Below are 17,092 nucleotides of genomic sequence, written 5' to 3'. Positions count from 1 at the left end.
ATTCGCTAAATCATAAGCACTTTGCTATAATGTTGGTGATGGATGAAGATTCTATTCAAATACGTCGTCGCCAGCAAGACGAAGATGCTACCAGGAAACGAGCGTCAATTTTAGGTTTGCAATATTTAGACACTCGCAGTTTTGAGGCTGATTTGCCGCTGGAACGAGACATTTTGACAATTGAGGAGATGTATAAAGGACGCATCATTCCTCTGGCACACAACGACACTGATTTGTCGTACCGCTTTGGTGTAACTTCGCAGACGCCTCAGTCGTTGATTGCTAAAATGACAAAGGATTATCGCGAAGTTGGTAAAGTCGCACACTTTTTCTTGATATCAGGCGCGGCTTTTCGTTCATTTATGTTGCGGTTCGACCCGCCAAAGAGTATCGTCTATGATGATATCGAAATTGCCAAAGAGGGCGACAGCGAAACACTGCAACAGGTGAGTCAAACACTGGCAACGGTCAGTTCAAATGACGTCTTTAACTACATCGTTGATCAAGCTGACAGGCTAGGCGCATCCGACATTCACATTGAAAATCAGCGTGAGTCAATTCGTATCCGTATGCGTGTTGATGGCGCACTGCACCCAGTGGCTGAGCTCAGTCGTGACCGCTACCGTGTTATCATGGCCACCTTAGCTTCCCGCGCAAATATTTCCACGGCTGCGACCGAACCGCAGTCTGGTCACATGCAGCAGGAGATCTATCGTGACGGCGCTTCGCACCTCCTGAACTTGCGTGTTGAGGCAGTGCCAACAGTGTATGGTCAAGATGTGGTGATGCGTTTGTTTAACTTTGATACCGCCATGTTGAATTTGGATTTGTTGAGTATCACTCCGGCTGAACGTGCGCAAATTGATGAAGTTATCTCACACCCACGCGGCATGGTTTTGATGGTTGGTCCGACAGGGTCTGGTAAGTCAACCACACTTTACAGCATTTTGAACGCATTGAACACTACTGATCGTAAAATCATCACCCTGGAAGATCCAGTGGAAAATACCATCCCTGGTGTTACGCAAATCCCCATCGACACCACGGTTGGTCAGGAATTTGCTGACGGCCTTCGTAGTGTGCTGCGTATGGACCCGGACGTCGTGATGGTTGGTGAGATTCGTGACAACGAAACTGCCCGCACCGCCATCCAGGCATCAATCACCGGACACTTGGTTCTGAGCTCATTTCACGCCAATTCAACAGCGGCGGCGTTTAGCCGTATGATTGATATGATTGGCCAAAATCCTATCTTTAGCTCGGCGGTGCGTTTGTTGATTGCTCAGCGATTGGTCAGGCGACTGCATGACGAGAGCAAAGAGGAGTATGAGCCAGATGAAGCTACTCGCCGTTGGGTGAAAGAGACACTGAAAGGAATTCCTGACACGGTTGATTGCCCAGATTTGGACACATTTAAGTTGTGGCGACCAGTGTCAACGCCAGAAGCACCGTTTGGTTACAAGGGGCGCATCCCAGTGATGGAACAATTGATTGTGACTGAAGAAATTCAGAAGTTTTTGCGTGGAGATATTGTTGATATCCACGCCGAAGCTATTGAAGAAGTTGCCAAAAAGCAGGGGACTATTACGCTACTGCAAGCTGGTGTGCTGGCGGCGCTTCGTGGCGAAACCACCATAGAAGAAGTGAACCGCGTCATTTAGGCGCGGCTCATATATTTCAGCGAAAGACTTATTACTGTATCACTGCAGCAACAGTTGACGGCACTCGCTCATCAAACGGCGAAGGGATGACTTCGTCAGCAGTTGGATTTTCGACTAGCCCAGCCAAAGCCTCGGCGGCTGCTAGTTTATGCTGGTCGGTGATTTTTTTCACGCCATGGTCTAGCGCGCCGCGGAAGATACCCGGGAAAGCCAGAGAATTATTGACTTGGTTTGGAAAATCGCTGCGACCAGTGGCGACAACAGCGGCACCGGCTTGTCGGGCGACATCTGGCATGATTTCTGGCACTGGGTTGGCCAGGGCAAAGATAATTGGATGCTCAGCCATTTTTTGCACCAATTCCGGCGTAAGTAGTCCAGCGCGTGACACACCGATAAACACGTCAGCGTCAGTGATGGCGTCTTCGATGGAGCCGGCTTGTGAAGCATCAACGTATTCTAGAAGCGCAGTTTTTTCAGCATTCAGATCCGTGCGAGACGCGCCGACGATGCCCCGGCTGTCTACCGCCACGATGTTCCTTGCGCCGTATAGATGCAATAATTTAATGATGGCCGTGCCAGCTGCGCCCGCGCCAATGACCACAAATTTACAGTCCGCCAAATTTCGTCCGGTTAGTTTCGCAGCATTAATCAGACCCGCCAACACCACGACCGCCGTGCCGTGTTGATCATCGTGAAACACAGGGATATCCAGCTCGGCCTTGAGGCGCTCTTCAATCTCAAAACACTTTGGTGCGGCGATATCCTCCAGGTTGATAGCGCCAAAGCTTGGTGCAATTGCCTTAACTGTGGCGATAATCTCTTCCGTGTCGTGAACATCCAGCACAACTGGCACAGCGTCAACATCGGCAAAATGCTTGAACAGCAGCGCCTTACCTTCCATCACTGGCATGGCGGCTTTTGGTCCCAAATCACCGAGGCCCAAGATGGCTGAGCCGTCAGAGATGACACCGACCAGATTGTTCGTCCAAGTGTACCTTGGTAAGTCTGCTGGGTTATCGGCGATCGCTTGGCTGACTGCGCCAACGCCCGGGCTGTAATACGAGCTCAATTTGTCACGATCCAGTTCCTCTTGGTCGCGCAAGCTGGTAGTAATTTTACCTTTATATTTTTCGTGTAATTCAAGTGCTAATTTGTTGTAATCCATATCACTATTGTACTCCATATGGCAGGTTTTCTCCATCAGCTCGATAGATCATGTAATTCGTACGTCCATATAATCGTCAGGCTCCTTGTATAGTTTCATATTCTATGCTAAAATACACTGAAGTTGTACAGAGTTAAATTATTCAAGCTTTGTTAGGTGTGGAGCCGCAGGGGTGCAACTGCGTGGCCAGCCGTGGCAGGTTTGGAAGAATAGGAAATATTATGAGTTTTGAACTAATCAACAAAGTCAACCAAGCACAGAAAAAGCAAGCAGTTGTTGACGCCCGCAGTGGTGACACCGTTCGTGTGTATCAAAAGATTAAAGAAGGTAACAAAGAGCGTATCCAGATGTTTGAGGGTGTGGTCATCCGCACCGACAACAAAGGTTCGCACACCTCACGCATCACCGTTCGTAAAATCGCCTCAGGTGTTGGTGTGGAAAAATCATTCTTGCTGCACAGCCCACTGATTGAAAAGGTGGAAATCGTCCGCCGTGCCAAGGTTCGCCGCAAGTTCCTCAGCTTCCTACGTAAGCGTTCTGGTAAATCAGCTCGCTTGACTGCCAAAAACTTTGATCGCGTGGCTGTCAACAATGTGCACGACGCCAAGGCTGAAGCAGAAGCTGAACGCTTGAAAGAAGAGGCCGCACAAGCTGCCGCTGCCAAGCAAGCTGAAAAAGACGCTGCTCAGGCAGAACTTGACGCCAAGGCTGCTGAAGTAGAAGCACGCCACAAAGAAGCGTAATTAGTCTTGAGACACATAGACCGCCCTCTCTGGGGGCGGTTTTCTCATGGTATAATGCCAATATGTCGATCTTTCACTATATTTCCTTTTTCGTTCCTTTGACGCTGGCATTTGCGGTGCCGTACATACTACGCCGCCAGGGTTTCAATGACGAAGCAAAATACCGCTGGCTGCTATATGTTGCCTGTGTGTTGTTTTTCATCTCGTGGTATTTGCCGTCGCCGCTGATCGAAGGGCGAGACACTAGCTTTACGACGCATTTCGTGGGCGGCGGATTGTTTACGGGGCTGTTGTGGGTGTACCTGGTATTGGCGACACGCTGGCGGTCGCACTGGTTGGTGATGGCGTTTTCGGTGTTTGCACTGGTGTCGGCGCTGGGCTGCATTAATGAACTGGCAGAACTGTACATGGTGAAGACAGGGCTGGCGCGCATCACGCTGGACGATACCAATTGGGATATTTTGGCAAATACGCTGGGCGCGGCGACGGTGTGGCTGGGCTGGATGGGCTGGCGGTTTGTAAAAGAAAATAGCCCGCCGAGAGGCTCAAGCCGAGGTCTGTAACCTCGAGGCGAGCTATTCTCTAGGCGGGCGCTAGCCCTTACTTTATTGTTCGGGTTCCTCCTCCCCGTTCTCAATGAACATGACAATATCTCTATGCAGAGATAGGTGCAGTACCATCCCTTCTAGGAATTTTATGTACCGATCTCGTGATCGGATTTTTTTCTCCTGCCACCAAAACATAATACCGATCGGCAGGAGATAGGAGAAAACAATTCCAACGGTAGTAACAATACTCATGACTTTCTCCTTTCAGGAAAAACTCAGAAGACCAAAAGGGCGCTTTTCGCCCTTTGACGACAGTCTTCTGATCAAAAAGTCAATTTTAATATCGCATATAAAATACAATAAGTCAATATCCTACCAACTAGAGAAGTTAATGCTCCGCGCAGGACGTAGCCGTTTGTTATAATGATGGGTATGATTCTCGGTATTGACGAAGTTGGGCGTGGGCCATGGGCGGGGCCATTGGTGGTGGGCGCGGTGATTTTGGGCGGTGCTGATATCGAGGGGCTCAACGACAGTAAAAAATTGACCAAAAAACGCCGCGAGGCTTTGGACGAGGTAATTCGTGAGCAGGCGGCTGCGTGGGCGCTAGGCTGGGTGAGCGCTGGAGAATTGGACGACGTTGGTATGAGCCAGGCCTTGCGTCTGGCGACGCGGCGGGCGGTCAAGCAAATTCAGTCGCAGTGCAAGGAGAAAAATTTGGCATTTGATGAAATTATCATTGACGGGACGGTTAATTTTCTGGCGGATACAGCGCTGGAGCGATACGTGACGGTGATGGCGAAAGCTGACGGTTTGATCCCCAGTGTGTCGGCAGCATCGATCATCGCCAAGGTAGCGCGCGATCAGTTTATGACCGAGCAAGACGTGGTCTATCCAGGGTACGGCTTCGCGTCGAATGCTGGCTATGGTGTGGCGAAGCACCGCGCGGCGATTGAGCGGCTGGGCGTGACGCCGCTACATCGGCTGAGTTTTGCGCCACTGCAAAAATACGCCGGCACTGAGGGGAATTCGCAACTATCGTCTAGTAGTCAAATTAAACATCAGCAGGGAAACACGACGCGTCAAATTGGCGATATGGGTGAACAGACGGCCGCGGACTGGCTGACAGCGGATGGACATGAGATTATCGCTCGCAATTGGCGGACGCGGTACTGCGAGATTGATATTGTCAGCATGAAAGACGATGTGCTGTGGTTTACCGAGGTGAAATACCGTAAAAATGATGACTTTGGTGGTGGACTGGCGGCAATTACCACCAAAAAACAGCGACAAATGCGCTTTGCAGCTGAATTATTCATGGCAAAGCATCCGCAATATGAAGGATGTGACATGCGGTTACTGGCGGTAGCTGTCGAGGGTAATCCGCTGACAGTACGAAAGCAGGTGGTGTTGGAGTAAAATAAATCAAAGAAAATAGCCCGCCGAGAGGCTCAAGCCGAGGTCTGTAACCTCGAGGCGAGCTATTCTCTAGGCGGGCGGTCAGCCCTTCCTTTCCTCCTCTTCGGCAGTACGCCGGTAGAGGACGAGCTTATCTTGATCAGGGAGGTCTATTGTGTAGACCTCCCCTTGTCTCAGAACGACACTAGGAGTCGCTTCAGCTACGCTAATCAGCGCCTCAGCGAGGCGCTGATTGTCTTTTATCAATTCTTTGACATGGCAGTACGTCACCGCGTCAAAGAGACGCCTCTTAACCTGGTCCTTGTAAAGGATCCAGACCAGGGTGGCTGCGTATGACACCAGGGGGAGTAAAGCTAGAGCAAGGTGTCCTGCTCTAGCAGTGAGGTATGCCACCACAGTGGCGGCGATGAGGAAGAGATATCCGACAAAAAGACGCTTCATGATTCCTCCTAAGAATCAAGACTCAAGCAAAAAGGGCAACTTCACGCCCTTTTTTGTGGAAACTTGAGCGAAAAGCTAATATATATATCACTAATAGAACAAAATGTCAAGAGATTTTGTCAAAAATGTGGCATAATATATCACAGTGTTGTTTGCAAAACAGCGAGCACGCCCGCCTTGTCTCGCTCAATCAACTCAACTCGGGCTGCGATTTCTGTGATGCCCAGCTCAATCGTCCTAGTCAGGGCTGGGATATTCAGCATCGGCTCAAAGAAGCGGCGGAAGTCAGCCAGTTCGTCGCTCGTTGTTAGCCCGATGGCAGCGTAGCGAATGAACTCATCGTAGCTTTTGTCGCCAGCAAAGGTTGTTTCGACCCACTGCCAATTATCCTTCAGCCAATCCCACGTGAGCTGGCAGCTTTCGTGAGTGCGGATGAGATAAACGAACCAACGGCTAGCGTCTTGTGGACGAATGACGTCGGGGCGCTTGATATTTGCAAGGATTTTTTGCGCAGTTTCGGGGTTTTTAGTGGCGGTAAGTCCCAGAGTGATGTCAGCTTGCAGGTCGTTTGACGGCGTCTGCTGGTAGGTCTGGAACAGGCTGTTAATCATCTCTGGCGTTTCAAAGTGCCGCACAGTAGCACTAATGATCAGTGAACGGATTTCTGTTGGTAATTCCTCAAGAGGCTGGCTGTCGAAGCGTCGCTTGGCTTCCGCTAGCACTGCTTGGTCTTCGCTATAGATCATCAAGCCTAGAGCAGTGACGCGCCGTTCGCGGTCGTCGTCGGATTCACCGGGTGTTTCGTCCCAACCCAGTTCGTCAAAGGTAGCGCGAGCAAATTCGCCAGAAATTTGCTTCAAGCGGGCCTTGCCGTCGTCATCATCGTCAACAAATTTGCGTAGCTCCGCCAGTGCACCAGCCGCCATGCCGAAAACCTTTTCGTTGGTTTCATGTTTCAGCGACAGTGCCAGTGGCAGGAGTGAAGCTGAATTTTCAAATCCAGCCCGAGCTAACAACGTAGCATCTTGGAGTAGGCAGATTTTATCCAGAGTCGGCAGTTCGTGAATAGTAGTCAATAGTTGCTCACGAGTAGTGGTGTCATATTTGGTCACGAAATGTCCGTTCAGTCCGCAGTTCAGCTGTAGCGGTTTTTCAATGGTGAATGTTTTCTCACGTTCAGTTAAAATTTCGTCATCAAGTGGTTGGTTGGCGAATAATGGAATCGGCCACAAGGCGTCGGATGGCTGATGGTCGCCGATGAAGAAGCGCTGTTGGCGAAGGGTGGCGGTCGATTGCTTGGCCGAATTATCCTGTTCGACTCGCACGATTGGTAAACCTGGCTGAGAAATCCAAGTGTTCATCAGGTTAATAATTGGCTGACCGCTGGCAGTCTCTAGCTCCTGCCACAAATCATCACCAACAGTGTTTTGGTAGGCAAATTTTTCAAAATATGCCTTCAAACCAGAGCGAAACGCTTCCTCGCCGATCAGCCGCCGCACCATCACCAGCAGCCGCCCACCTTTAGCATAGACAATTGCCGGGTCAAACAATGTGCTGATCTCGTCCGGGTGATTAACATCAGCCTGCACTGGCTGCACACCGTCTAGGCTATCGCGTCGAAGCGCCACTGTGACCTCGCCCGTCGCAAAATCCTCCCACATCCGCCACTTAGGATGCAGTGCGTCGACTGCGACGTATTCCATCATATTGGCGAAGCTCTCGTTCAGCCACAGATCATTCCACCACTGCATGGTCACCAAATTACCAAACCACTGGTGGCTGAGCTCGTGAGCGATGACGGTGGCGATGAAGCGCTTGGATGACTCTGGTGTTAATTTCGAGTCAGCCAGCAGGCAACTTTCGCGGTAGGTGATGAGCCCCCAGTTTTCCATGGCACCCGACGAGAAATCTGGCAGCGCTACGTGGTCAGACTTTGGCAACGGATATGGTACGCCAAAATATTCATCATAAAAATCAATGGAGCTAGTGGCAATGTCCAGCGCAAAATCCAGGGTCTCCTCGCTTTGGGCTGGCGTTGCCCAAATATTAACTTCAACGCCAGATTTGGTATGAGCAGTTTTCTTGTGGAGTTCGCCGACGACAAAAGCTAGCAAATAACTACTCATACGCGGTGTGGTGGCAAAAGTGGTTGTCAGCGCACTGTCCTGCTCGGATGATGTAGTGACGGGCATATTACCAAGGACGGTCAAATCTGGTGCGGTTCTCAGCGTTACGTCGTAAGTTGCCTTGGCGGCTGGCTCGTCAACACACGGAAAGACTTCGCGGGCGTGGTGCGATTCAAATTGGGTGGCGAATAACTGCTTTTTAATGCCATTATGCGTAAAATAGCATGGGTATAGCCCGTGCATAGCGTCGGTGATGGTGCCAGAAAAGTCGATGCGAACGGTGTGCTTACCGCTGGACAACTCTGGGCGCGACAGGTTTAGCTCGTCAAACTCACCGTGAGAAAACTCAGCTGGCTGGTCGTCAATCAACGCCGAGTGAATAGTCAAATCTTTGGCGTGTAGCGAAATCGACTCGCCAGTCGACTCGCCGGAAATGATCACTGTGCCAGAAAACGATTTTTCCTCGGCGCGTGTCAAGTCGAGGGTTAGGTCATAGTGATGGGGTGTAAAGGTATCGAGTAAATGCTTGAGTTTTGTCATGGTTTTATTATATCATTTGCTGGCTGCGAGACTGACTGGTTGGAAAAGGCTTATGATATTCGATATACTAGAAGTATGAAGGGGGCGAAATTACAGCGCAGGCGTATCATGGCCTTGTTTGTGGTGGTGCTGTCGGTTTTGGCAGTGTGGTCGTCACAGCTGTCGCAGCCAAAGCTGGCTCCTGTCCCGGCTGATCTGCAGCAACAGTATTTTGGCAATTCAACCGCGCTTGATGAACTGAACAAATTGGAAGTAAAGGGTCGTGCGCCCAAAACGGGCTATACGCGCAAACAGTTTGGCAACGGCTGGGGCAAAATTGATGGTTGCTCGGTGCGGGAAGTGATTTTAGCTAGGGACTTGAGTGATGAAAAAGTGGGCGAAGGCTGCAAGGTGCTTTCTGGTGTTTTGCAAGATCCATATACTGGTCAAACCATTCATTTTCAGCGCGGTGAAAAAACCAGTTCTAAAGTACAGATCGACCATGTGGTGGCGCTGAGCGACGCCTGGCAAAAGGGCGCGCAGAATTTGTCAGCGGTTGACAGGGAAAAATTAGCGAATGATCCACTGAACCTACTGGCGTCAGAAGGGCAGGCAAACCAGAATAAGGGTGATAGCGATGCATCAGCTTGGTTGCCGCCTAACAAAGATTTTCGCTGCCAATACGTCACCCGGCAAATTGCGGTGAAGAAAAAATATCACTTGTGGGTCACTGACGCTGAAAAGCAAGCCTCCGTTCATGTTTTGGAAAAATGTAAGGGGTGAGCTAAGACTCAGCTGGCGGCTCGTATTTAGCTGCGATCATTTCAGCAAAAATCTCTCTTCTGTCGGCAGCGCTTAGCTCTGGCTTATGCTTCGATCTATCAGCACCATTGACGTATGCAAGCTCTGTCATGGCATCTCGCATGGCGGAGAGTTGTCTGTCAACTTTTTTGCAGGTAGCTTGTCTGATGAGTTTTACTGATTCGTCATCTGGTGATAGCCCATGAATTTTACGAGCTTCAACAGCCAGAGCGATATCTTCTTGTGTTTCCACCAGAGAGCTGTCGATTGCTCTTCGCAAAATAGGGTCCTTTAATTCAGGAATATTCTCAAATACCATGCGGAGTACTTTTGAGCCTATTTTGCGGTTTAAGTACGCCTCAGCGGATATGGCCTCTTCGGGTGAATTGATATCAAATACCTTGTCAACGTAGGGTATGAATAATGTTGCAATATCCTCAGGGTTAACGTAGTAATCCATTAGGCTACAACATGCTTCACTGTCCGCTGTTTTGATTGGAAAATCTGGAATTTGGTTATCTTTTAGATAGAACGTTGTTTCTTTATAAATCTGAACGGCTGGCCCGAGCACCCAGTCGCGCGTTTCAGGATATACTGGGATTTTGTCGACAGTAGCCGGTCTGCCGGTAAGCCAATTGGTTCTGGTCTGATCCAAAATAGGCCAGCTTGGCGCAATGTCCACCTGAAAACTTGGCTGGCCATTTTTCTCGGGTGAGGAGACGGTAAACATAGTAGTATTATGTCATAGAAAGACAAAATAAGCAACAGTACGGACATAATTACATTGACAATAAAGAAATAAAATGCTATTATAATAAGGTGAAAAGTGAGCAAATTCGCCAGTATCCGGTCAAGTCGCCGATGGACCAGGAAAACCATCAAGTGACTGCGGTTTTATTCCGTCCAGAGCTGGCTGATGATGAGGGTTTTCAGCGAACCTTGGAGCTGACGGCTATTGCGTCGGTCAGCCGAAATCCAGATTGGATGCAATATCATGGGCGGGGTAGAGAAAAGGTGATACAAAATAAGATTGCCGCAGCTCGATTAGGTGCATTACATGCTTATGTTATTGATCCAGGTCCTGACATTCCGTATTTGAGTAAGCGACATCGGGATAAGGATGAGGCGCAGATACAAACGCTCACGTTGAATATGTTAGGTGAAGAACTTGAGCAGGATAATTCAGACATCACGACCTCGTCAGTATTGGCCTTGGTAGGTGATGGCTATTCACCACCTGCCGCCGTTATCGAGAGAGCCCCGGGTAGATCATTGCGAGAACAATATGGCATGGACAAGGATAGTCGTAATTATTATGCCATCATGGATGAGTTGAATCGTATCCAGCGGGAGATTGATAGGGTGATTGGGCGTTTTGCGTCAAGAGTGCTCATCAATGATATGCGGCGTGAGTATAATGAGGGCGCGAATATCTTCTCGGGTGTTAAGGTGACGGAAAATAAAGAGTATGCCGAAATATTCACCCTCTTTGACCAGCCGTTTACTGGGTTTACGGCCGGTCTTTGCAGGACCGCTTTGCTCGATATGGCACGGAGAAGGCGCGGACTACGTGGTATGCTTGACATGGCCAGCGAACTGGTATAGAATGTGTAGTGTACGTCCGGCCGCCAAGGTCGGAATTTTTCGTATGAGGATATATGCATCGCGGTGCAACCTCGTATCGTGGTATAATCATAAGTGATAAAGGAGAGTAGTATGGAAGATTTGAACATTAAGCAATTGACGTTGGCACTGCGGACGATTGCCGAGGAAAAGAACCTGCCAGAAGAGACAGTTCTAGAGGTGATCGAGCAGGCTATCGCGGCGGCGTGGCGGCGTGATAACGGTACCCGTGAGCAGTTGGTGCGCGCTAGCCTAAACATCAATAGCGGCACGGCTGTGGTGTCGGTCGTCAAAACGGTGGTTGAAGAAGTCGAAAATGATGTCAATCAAATGAGCCTGGACGAGGCCAAAACGGTTGACCCGGCGGCTGAGTTAGGCAGCGAAGTGACGGTCGAGACTCACAACGTGACGACGTTTGGTCGGGTAGCAGCCCAGACCGCCAAGCAAGTGATTTTGCAGCGGCTGCGCGAGGCCGAGCGCGAAGTGGTGCTGGCAGAATTTGAAGATAAAATTGGTACGGTGGTAACCGGTACGATTCAGCGGGTTGAGCCACGCGTGGTGCGAATTGAGCTGGGCAAGGCGGTCGGTATCATGCCTCAGTCCGAGCAAATCCCTGGCGAATACTACGGTGTTGGTCGCCGCGTCAAGGTGTACATTAAGGACATCGAACGCGAAGGTCGCGGTCCGCAGCTGATATTGAGCCGCGGCAATGAAGAGTTTGTGCGGTTCTTGTTCAGTCAGGAAGTGCCAGAGATGGAAACGGGCGCTGTGGAAATCAAAGCCATTGCCCGCGAGGCGGGTCGCCGCACCAAATTGGCGGTTGCATCAGCACTGCCAGGTGTTGACCCAGTCGGTACCTTCGTCGGCGGTCATGGAACGCGTGTTCAGGCGGTGATGAACGAAATTGGCGAGCAGGAAAAAATTGATATCATTCCGTTTGAAGAAGACGCAGCTGGTTTCATCGCCAATGCCATGAGCCCGGCAGAAGTGCTGAGCGTGACGGTCAATGAGGACGAAAAGCGAGCAACCGTCTACGTTAGCGAGGATCAGCAATCAGTGGCCATCGGCCGGGCTGGGCAGAATGTTCGCTTGGCAAGTCGTCTGACTGGCTATGAACTAGATATCGAGGCAAAGGCAGCTGTTAAACCAGCTGAAAATAAGCCTCGCAAGAATGTAGAAGACAGCTTGTTTAATGCCATTGAGGAAACAGCAGAATAAGATTGGCGAAGTACTTGAGATATTCGCCGATAAGCGATGAAAGGAGGCGATAATGGAACAGCCGAGAGATTTCTCTGAGCTGGAATCGCGCCTGACAGATACGGCGCGGGCTAGCTTTGAGCGAGCTGGTGTGATTGCCCGAAATCAAGGAAGCCCGTACGTGGGGACTGAGCATATTCTCCTGGGGATATTGGCTCAGAATTCTTCGCTAGGTGCCAAGATCTTGGCGGAAAGTGGAGTGACGCTTGATCGCGTTGAAACGGCGCTGGAATTGACGCCGAGTGCGGTGGTGTTTGCTGTCGTTGACCATGGAGTACGAGCTGATGTTTTGGCGACAGTGCGCATGGCGTGGGAGCTGGCGCTGGAGTTTGGGCAGTCGCGAATCGGTACGGAGCATTTGGTCTACAGCATCTTGACGCAGCGCGAAGCGCGGGCTACTAGGATTTTGCGTGACATGAATGTTGATTTAGAGGCTCTTCGTGGCGACTTGGAGGGCGTGTTTGACAGGCAACAGTCAGAGGCAGAGCAACAAATCGAGTCAGCGCCGACTACTGAACGCAAGTCCATCAAACTGCTAGAGAAGTTTGGCAATGATTTAACAGAGCGAGCTCGGCAGGGATTGGTCGATCCGATGATTGGGCGGGACAAAGAATTGTCGCGTGTCATCACGGTGTTGGGTCGGCGCAGTAAAAATAACCCAGCTTTGATCGGTGAGCCAGGCGTGGGAAAAACTGCAATTGTTGAAGGTTTGGCGCAGCGAATCGTTGATGGTGACGTGCCGGCATTTTTGGAAGGCAAAAGGATCATCCAGCTAGACCTGGTTTCCATGGTGGCGGGAACGAAGTTTCGTGGGCAGTTTGAAGAACGCTTGCAAAAAGTGCTAGTGGTCGCCAAGGAGCACCAAGAAGTTATTTTGTTTATCGATGAGCTGCATCTGCTGGTGGGCGCTGGTTCGGCCGAAGGCTCGATGGACGCCGCCAATGCTTTGAAGCCAGCGTTGGCGCGCGGCGAAGTGCGGGTGATCGGGGCGACGACCTTTGATGAATATCGCAAATACATTGAAAAAGACGCTGCTTTGAGCCGACGATTTCAGTCGGTGGTGGTGGCGGAACCTGAGGCAGAAGAAGCGGTGCGGATGGTGATGGGGCTGAGTAGTCGCTTGGCGCTGCATCATCAGCTGAGTATCGACGAGGAGGCTGTGAAGCTGGCAGTAGATTTGAGCCAGCGGTATGTCATGGATCGATTTTTGCCCGACAAAGCGATTGATGTGCTGGACGAAGCGGCAGCATTGATGCGCTCAAAGCAGCCACTCAAACCAGGCCGACGCCAAAAGTTAGCTCAGCAAATCAAGCGCCTGGCGGGTAAAATCGATGCGGCTGTGGAAGCGGAAGACTACGAACGAGCGGCGCGTTTCAAAACGCAAATGAAGCAATTGGAAAAGCGCGCTGGTGATCTGGGCGCGAGCGAGGACATGTTGCCGCGGTTGGATGAAGCATATTTGAGGTCGGCAGTGAGCGCTATGACTGGTGTGCCAGTGAAAAAATTGGCGCACACTGAAGCCAAAAGTTTGATCAAGCTGGAGCATAGATTAGGTAAATTTGTGCTGGGGCAAACTGAAGCAATTGCTGAATTGGCGAGGTCTATTCGACGAAACAGCGCTGGACTACATCGGCATAGCGGACCCATGGGATCTTTCGTATTTTTGGGCCCGACAGGTGTTGGTAAAACTGAGCTGGCTCGCGTGTTGGCGCGGGAAGTGTTTGGTGGTGAGCAGAACCTCATCAAAATTGACATGAGTGAATTCTCCGAAAAGCACACGACGAGTCGGTTGGTTGGCGCTCCAGCGGGCTATGTGGGGTATGAAGATGGCGGTAAATTGACCGACAAAGTTCGTCGGCAGCCGTACAGTGTGGTGTTATTTGATGAGATTGAAAAAGCACATCCAGACGTGATGAATCTGCTACTGCAACTACTGGAAGATGGTCAGTTGACCGACGCGCAAGGGCGAGCGATCAGCTTTCGCCATACCATCATCATCTTGACCAGCAATGTTGGCTCGGCGGGTATGATGAATACTGAAGCGTTAGGGTTTGGCGGCGCAAAGAAACGCAGTAGCAAAGACGTACAGCGACACAATGACCGGACGGCGCGACAGGCTCTGGAGGATTTCTTAAAGCCAGAGTTGATTGAGCGATTTGATGCTATCATCGTCTTCCAAGCGTTGAGCCGAGCAGTTGCTGGCAAGATATTTGATACTATTGCGAGCGAACTTGGCGCGGCAATTGAGAGCCACGGCATGAGCCTGATGATTAAACCAAGTGTCAAACGTCGCATCATTGACCATGGCTTTGACGCTGAACGCGGAGCGAGACGCCTTCGGCGGACTGTCCAGACTCTGTTGGGAGATCCGTTGAGTGAAGCAGTGCTGTCGAAAGCGCACGCAGGATCAACATTAATTGCGTCAATGAAAAAAGGTGAGGTAATAATTGATGTCGAAGATTAGCAAACTAGGGAGCTTTTTACTGTCAGTAGCTATATTGGCCTTCAGTGGTTGGGTGGTGCTCAACCGGCAATTCGTACTCGATCATGTGCGAGCTTGGCAATTTCAGCCCAGTACTGAGATTGCTCAATTGGCAACAAACGCTGGTATGTCGGAGCACGGCAGATTTCAATTTTACGTCACTCAGCCACGGCTGGAGTCGTCCAATGAATTTAATGCTGAGTGTCGTCGGTCGGAAAAAGCCAGTCCAATTTTGGGCTGCTACAAGTCAGGAGAGGATACTATTCATATTTACAATGTGCCGAACCCTGAGCTTGACGGTATCAAAGAGGTGACGGCGGCGCACGAGATGTTGCACGCAGCGTGGTCGCGATTATCTGACGCCGAAAAGCAGCGACTTGGTCAATTGTTGGAACATGCCTATGCGAGGATCAAAGACAATAAGTTGGAAGAACGCATGGCGTACTATGATCGAGCGCAGCCAGGCTCTCGGTCAAATGAGCTTCATTCCATTTTAGGCACGGAACATGCCGATTTGGGCTCAGAGCTGGAAACGCACTATGCTCGATTTTTCAGTGACCGCTCACGAGTAGTTGCCTTGCACGCAAAATACAATCAGCGATTTGTTGATTTGGAGCGGCAAGTGACTACTTTGCAGGCGAAGTTGAAACAGCAACGAGCGGTGATTGAGCAGCGAAAGGAAAACTACGATACCTCGATGACAGCGCTGAATGAGAAGATTCGTGATTTCAATCAGCGAGCTACTAGCGGTGGTTTTGGTTCACAGCAGCAGTTCCAGGCTGAGCGTTCGCAATTGCAAGCCGAAGGTCAACGCTTGAATAGTCAAAAGGCTGCGTTACTCCAGCAGATCGATCAGTACAATGCTGACGTTGAAAAAATGAATGCGCTAGGTGAGCAAGCTGATCGGCTCAGTCAGAGCCTCGACAGTCAAAAGGCGGTAGAGTGATGGCGCGGGCAAAATCGCAATTTATCTGCCAGCAGTGTGGCGCCAGCTATCCAAAGTGGGTTGGCAAGTGTGAAAATTGTGGTGAGTGGAACTCGCTGGTTGAGCAACTACCAGTCGATACTGGTGCGTCGGCGGTAGCCCGCAGCAGTGGCAAGGGCAAGGCGCTCACGACGCTCAGGCTCAGCGAAACGGCTACTGAAACTAAACAGGCGCGGCTAGCAACCGGCATTGCCGACCTTGACGCGGTGCTCGGCGGTGGCTTTTTGCCGGGCGGCGTGGTGCTGGTGGCGGGGCAGCCGGGAATTGGTAAAAGCACCCTGCTGGCGCAAGTCGCGGCGTTTATTGCCCGACAAAACCAAGTGCTCTATGTCAGCGGCGAGGAGTCGGTGTCGCAGGTCAAATTGCGGGCTGAGCGGTTGGGAGCGGTTGACTCAGAGAGTCTGCAGCTGGCGTCCAGTAACAGCGCCGAGGACATCGCCGCTTCCATCCAGACTGGCCATTACAATCTGGTGATTGTCGATTCCATCCAAACATTGTCGCTGGCAGACATTGCCTCAGCGCCAGGCTCAGTTAGCCAAATCACCAACTCATCCAACGTCATCATTCGCGCCGCCAAAGCCTCGAATACCGCAGTGATTTTGGTCGGACACGTCACCAAAGAAGGCTCAATTGCTGGGCCGAAAGTCCTGGAGCACTTGGTCGACGTGGTGCTGAATTTTGAGGGCGATCGCTACGGTGGTTTTCGCGTGGTACGGGCGCAGAAAAATCGCTATGGCTCGACTAATGAGGCAGCAATTTTCGAAATGCACGAGGATGGATTACAGATTGTGGCTAATCCATCGGCGAGTTTGCTAGCCGAGCGGCAAAACCTCGACGGCTCCATCGTCCTAGCCACCATGGAGGGGGCGCGGCCGCTGCTGGTGGAAATTCAGGCGTTGGTCAATCCGACGAATTTTGGCTACCCCAAACGCGCGGCCAGCGGTTTTGATCTCAACCGCTTAAACTTGTTGGTGGCGGTGCTGGAAAAGCGTACCAAGCTCAATCTCTCCGACAAAGATATTTACATCAACGTGGTTGGTGGCTTGAAACTGAGCGACCCAGCGGCGGACTTGGCAGTCGCTATGGCCATCGCCTCGGCCTCGGCTGGCCGCAAACTCAGCGACGAAGCGGTGGTGTTTGGCGAAGTCGGCTTGGGCGGCGAAGTGCGCTCAGCTCAAGGCTGGCACGCCCGCGTCAAAGAGGCGAAGAAGCTCGGCTTTACCTACGCCATTGCGCCAAAAACCCACAAGGACGCATTTGTGCGCGGTGTCGGCGATTTACGCCAGGCACTGATTGACTATTTACAATAAATGTTATCATAA

General features: G+C 50.9%; 14 protein-coding genes. 10 read left to right on the top strand and 4 right to left on the bottom strand.

What is annotated here, in order from left to right; all coding sequences use genetic code 11:
- Window positions 1–38 precede the first annotated feature (38 nt).
- Window positions 39–1,661: a GspE/PulE family protein gene (locus V4210_RS02680; RefSeq protein ID WP_338520505.1), complete on the top strand. Its 1,623-nt coding sequence runs from the start codon at window positions 39–41 to the stop codon at window positions 1,659–1,661.
- Between the two features lie 31 nt (window positions 1,662–1,692).
- Here the strand turns inward: V4210_RS02680 and V4210_RS02675 are convergent, their stop codons facing one another.
- On the bottom strand, window positions 1,693–2,826 hold the full coding sequence (locus V4210_RS02675; protein WP_338520504.1) for an NAD(P)-dependent malic enzyme: 1,134 nt from the start codon (window positions 2,824–2,826) through the stop codon (window positions 1,693–1,695).
- A 221-nt stretch (window positions 2,827–3,047) separates the two neighbouring features.
- Between V4210_RS02675 and rplS the strand changes: the two genes are divergently transcribed.
- The 3 genes from rplS (at window position 3,048) to V4210_RS02660 (ending at window position 5,536) form a co-directional block, all read left to right on the top strand.
- Window positions 3,048–3,569: a 50S ribosomal protein L19 gene (gene rplS, locus V4210_RS04370; RefSeq protein WP_411912119.1), complete on the top strand. Its 522-nt coding sequence runs from the start codon at window positions 3,048–3,050 to the stop codon at window positions 3,567–3,569.
- Window positions 3,570–3,631: 62 nt separating this feature from the next.
- Window positions 3,632–4,132 carry a hypothetical protein gene (locus V4210_RS02665; RefSeq protein WP_338520503.1) on the top strand — a complete coding sequence of 167 codons (501 nt, stop codon included), beginning with the start codon at window positions 3,632–3,634 and terminating at the stop codon, window positions 4,130–4,132.
- Between the two features lie 417 nt (window positions 4,133–4,549).
- Complete coding sequence (locus V4210_RS02660) at window positions 4,550–5,536, top strand: ribonuclease HII (RefSeq protein ID WP_338520502.1); 987 nt, start codon at window positions 4,550–4,552, stop codon at window positions 5,534–5,536.
- Window positions 5,537–5,617: 81 nt separating this feature from the next.
- Here V4210_RS02660 and V4210_RS02655 read toward each other — a convergent pair whose 3' ends face one another.
- The gene (locus tag V4210_RS02655; protein ID WP_338520500.1) at window positions 5,618–5,977 is read right to left on the bottom strand and encodes a hypothetical protein; all 360 of its coding nucleotides are present in this window, start codon (window positions 5,975–5,977) and stop codon (window positions 5,618–5,620) included.
- Window positions 5,978–6,117: 140 nt separating this feature from the next.
- Entirely contained in the window at window positions 6,118–8,643 is a 2,526-nt protein-coding gene (locus tag V4210_RS02650) for a M1 family metallopeptidase (protein WP_338520499.1), read from the bottom strand.
- Window positions 8,644–8,718: 75 nt separating this feature from the next.
- On the opposite strand from V4210_RS02650, the gene V4210_RS02645 reads away from it, so the two are divergent.
- Window positions 8,719–9,405 (top strand): HNH endonuclease family protein, encoded by a 687-nt coding sequence (locus tag V4210_RS02645; RefSeq protein ID WP_338520498.1) that lies wholly within the window; start codon window positions 8,719–8,721, stop codon window positions 9,403–9,405.
- Window position 9,406: 1 nt separating this feature from the next.
- On the opposite strand, the gene V4210_RS02640 is transcribed toward V4210_RS02645, so the two are convergent.
- Window positions 9,407–10,153, bottom strand: a complete 747-nt coding sequence (locus tag V4210_RS02640; RefSeq protein WP_338520497.1) for a hypothetical protein — start codon at window positions 10,151–10,153, stop codon at window positions 9,407–9,409.
- A gap of 89 nt (window positions 10,154–10,242) precedes the next feature.
- Here V4210_RS02640 and V4210_RS02635 point away from each other — a divergent pair, with 89 nt between their 5' ends.
- From V4210_RS02635 to radA, 5 genes are all read left to right on the top strand, one after another.
- Window positions 10,243–11,028 (top strand): hypothetical protein, encoded by a 786-nt coding sequence (locus tag V4210_RS02635; protein ID WP_338520496.1) that lies wholly within the window; start codon window positions 10,243–10,245, stop codon window positions 11,026–11,028.
- A gap of 111 nt (window positions 11,029–11,139) precedes the next feature.
- Window positions 11,140–12,264 carry a transcription termination factor NusA gene (nusA, locus tag V4210_RS02630; RefSeq protein ID WP_338520495.1) on the top strand — a complete coding sequence of 375 codons (1,125 nt, stop codon included), beginning with the start codon at window positions 11,140–11,142 and terminating at the stop codon, window positions 12,262–12,264.
- 52 nt (window positions 12,265–12,316) lie between these two features.
- Window positions 12,317–14,767, top strand: a complete 2,451-nt coding sequence (locus tag V4210_RS02625; protein WP_338520494.1) for an ATP-dependent Clp protease ATP-binding subunit — start codon at window positions 12,317–12,319, stop codon at window positions 14,765–14,767.
- A complete protein-coding gene (locus V4210_RS02620) occupies window positions 14,754–15,731 on the top strand; it encodes a hypothetical protein (protein ID WP_338520493.1) in 978 nt (325 codons plus the stop codon). Before V4210_RS02625 ends, V4210_RS02620 begins: the two co-directional genes overlap by 14 nt.
- Window positions 15,731–17,080 (top strand): DNA repair protein RadA, encoded by a 1,350-nt coding sequence (gene radA, locus V4210_RS02615; RefSeq protein WP_338520492.1) that lies wholly within the window; start codon window positions 15,731–15,733, stop codon window positions 17,078–17,080. Before V4210_RS02620 ends, radA begins: the two co-directional genes overlap by 1 nt.
- Window positions 17,081–17,092 lie beyond the last annotated feature (12 nt).

This window comes from Candidatus Nanosynbacter featherlites, from assembly GCF_037013405.1.
GTDB classification, from domain to species: Bacteria; Patescibacteriota; Saccharimonadia; order Saccharimonadales; family Saccharimonadaceae; genus Nanosynbacter; species Nanosynbacter featherlites_B.
This window is presented reverse-complemented; position numbering and strand designations above follow the sequence as displayed.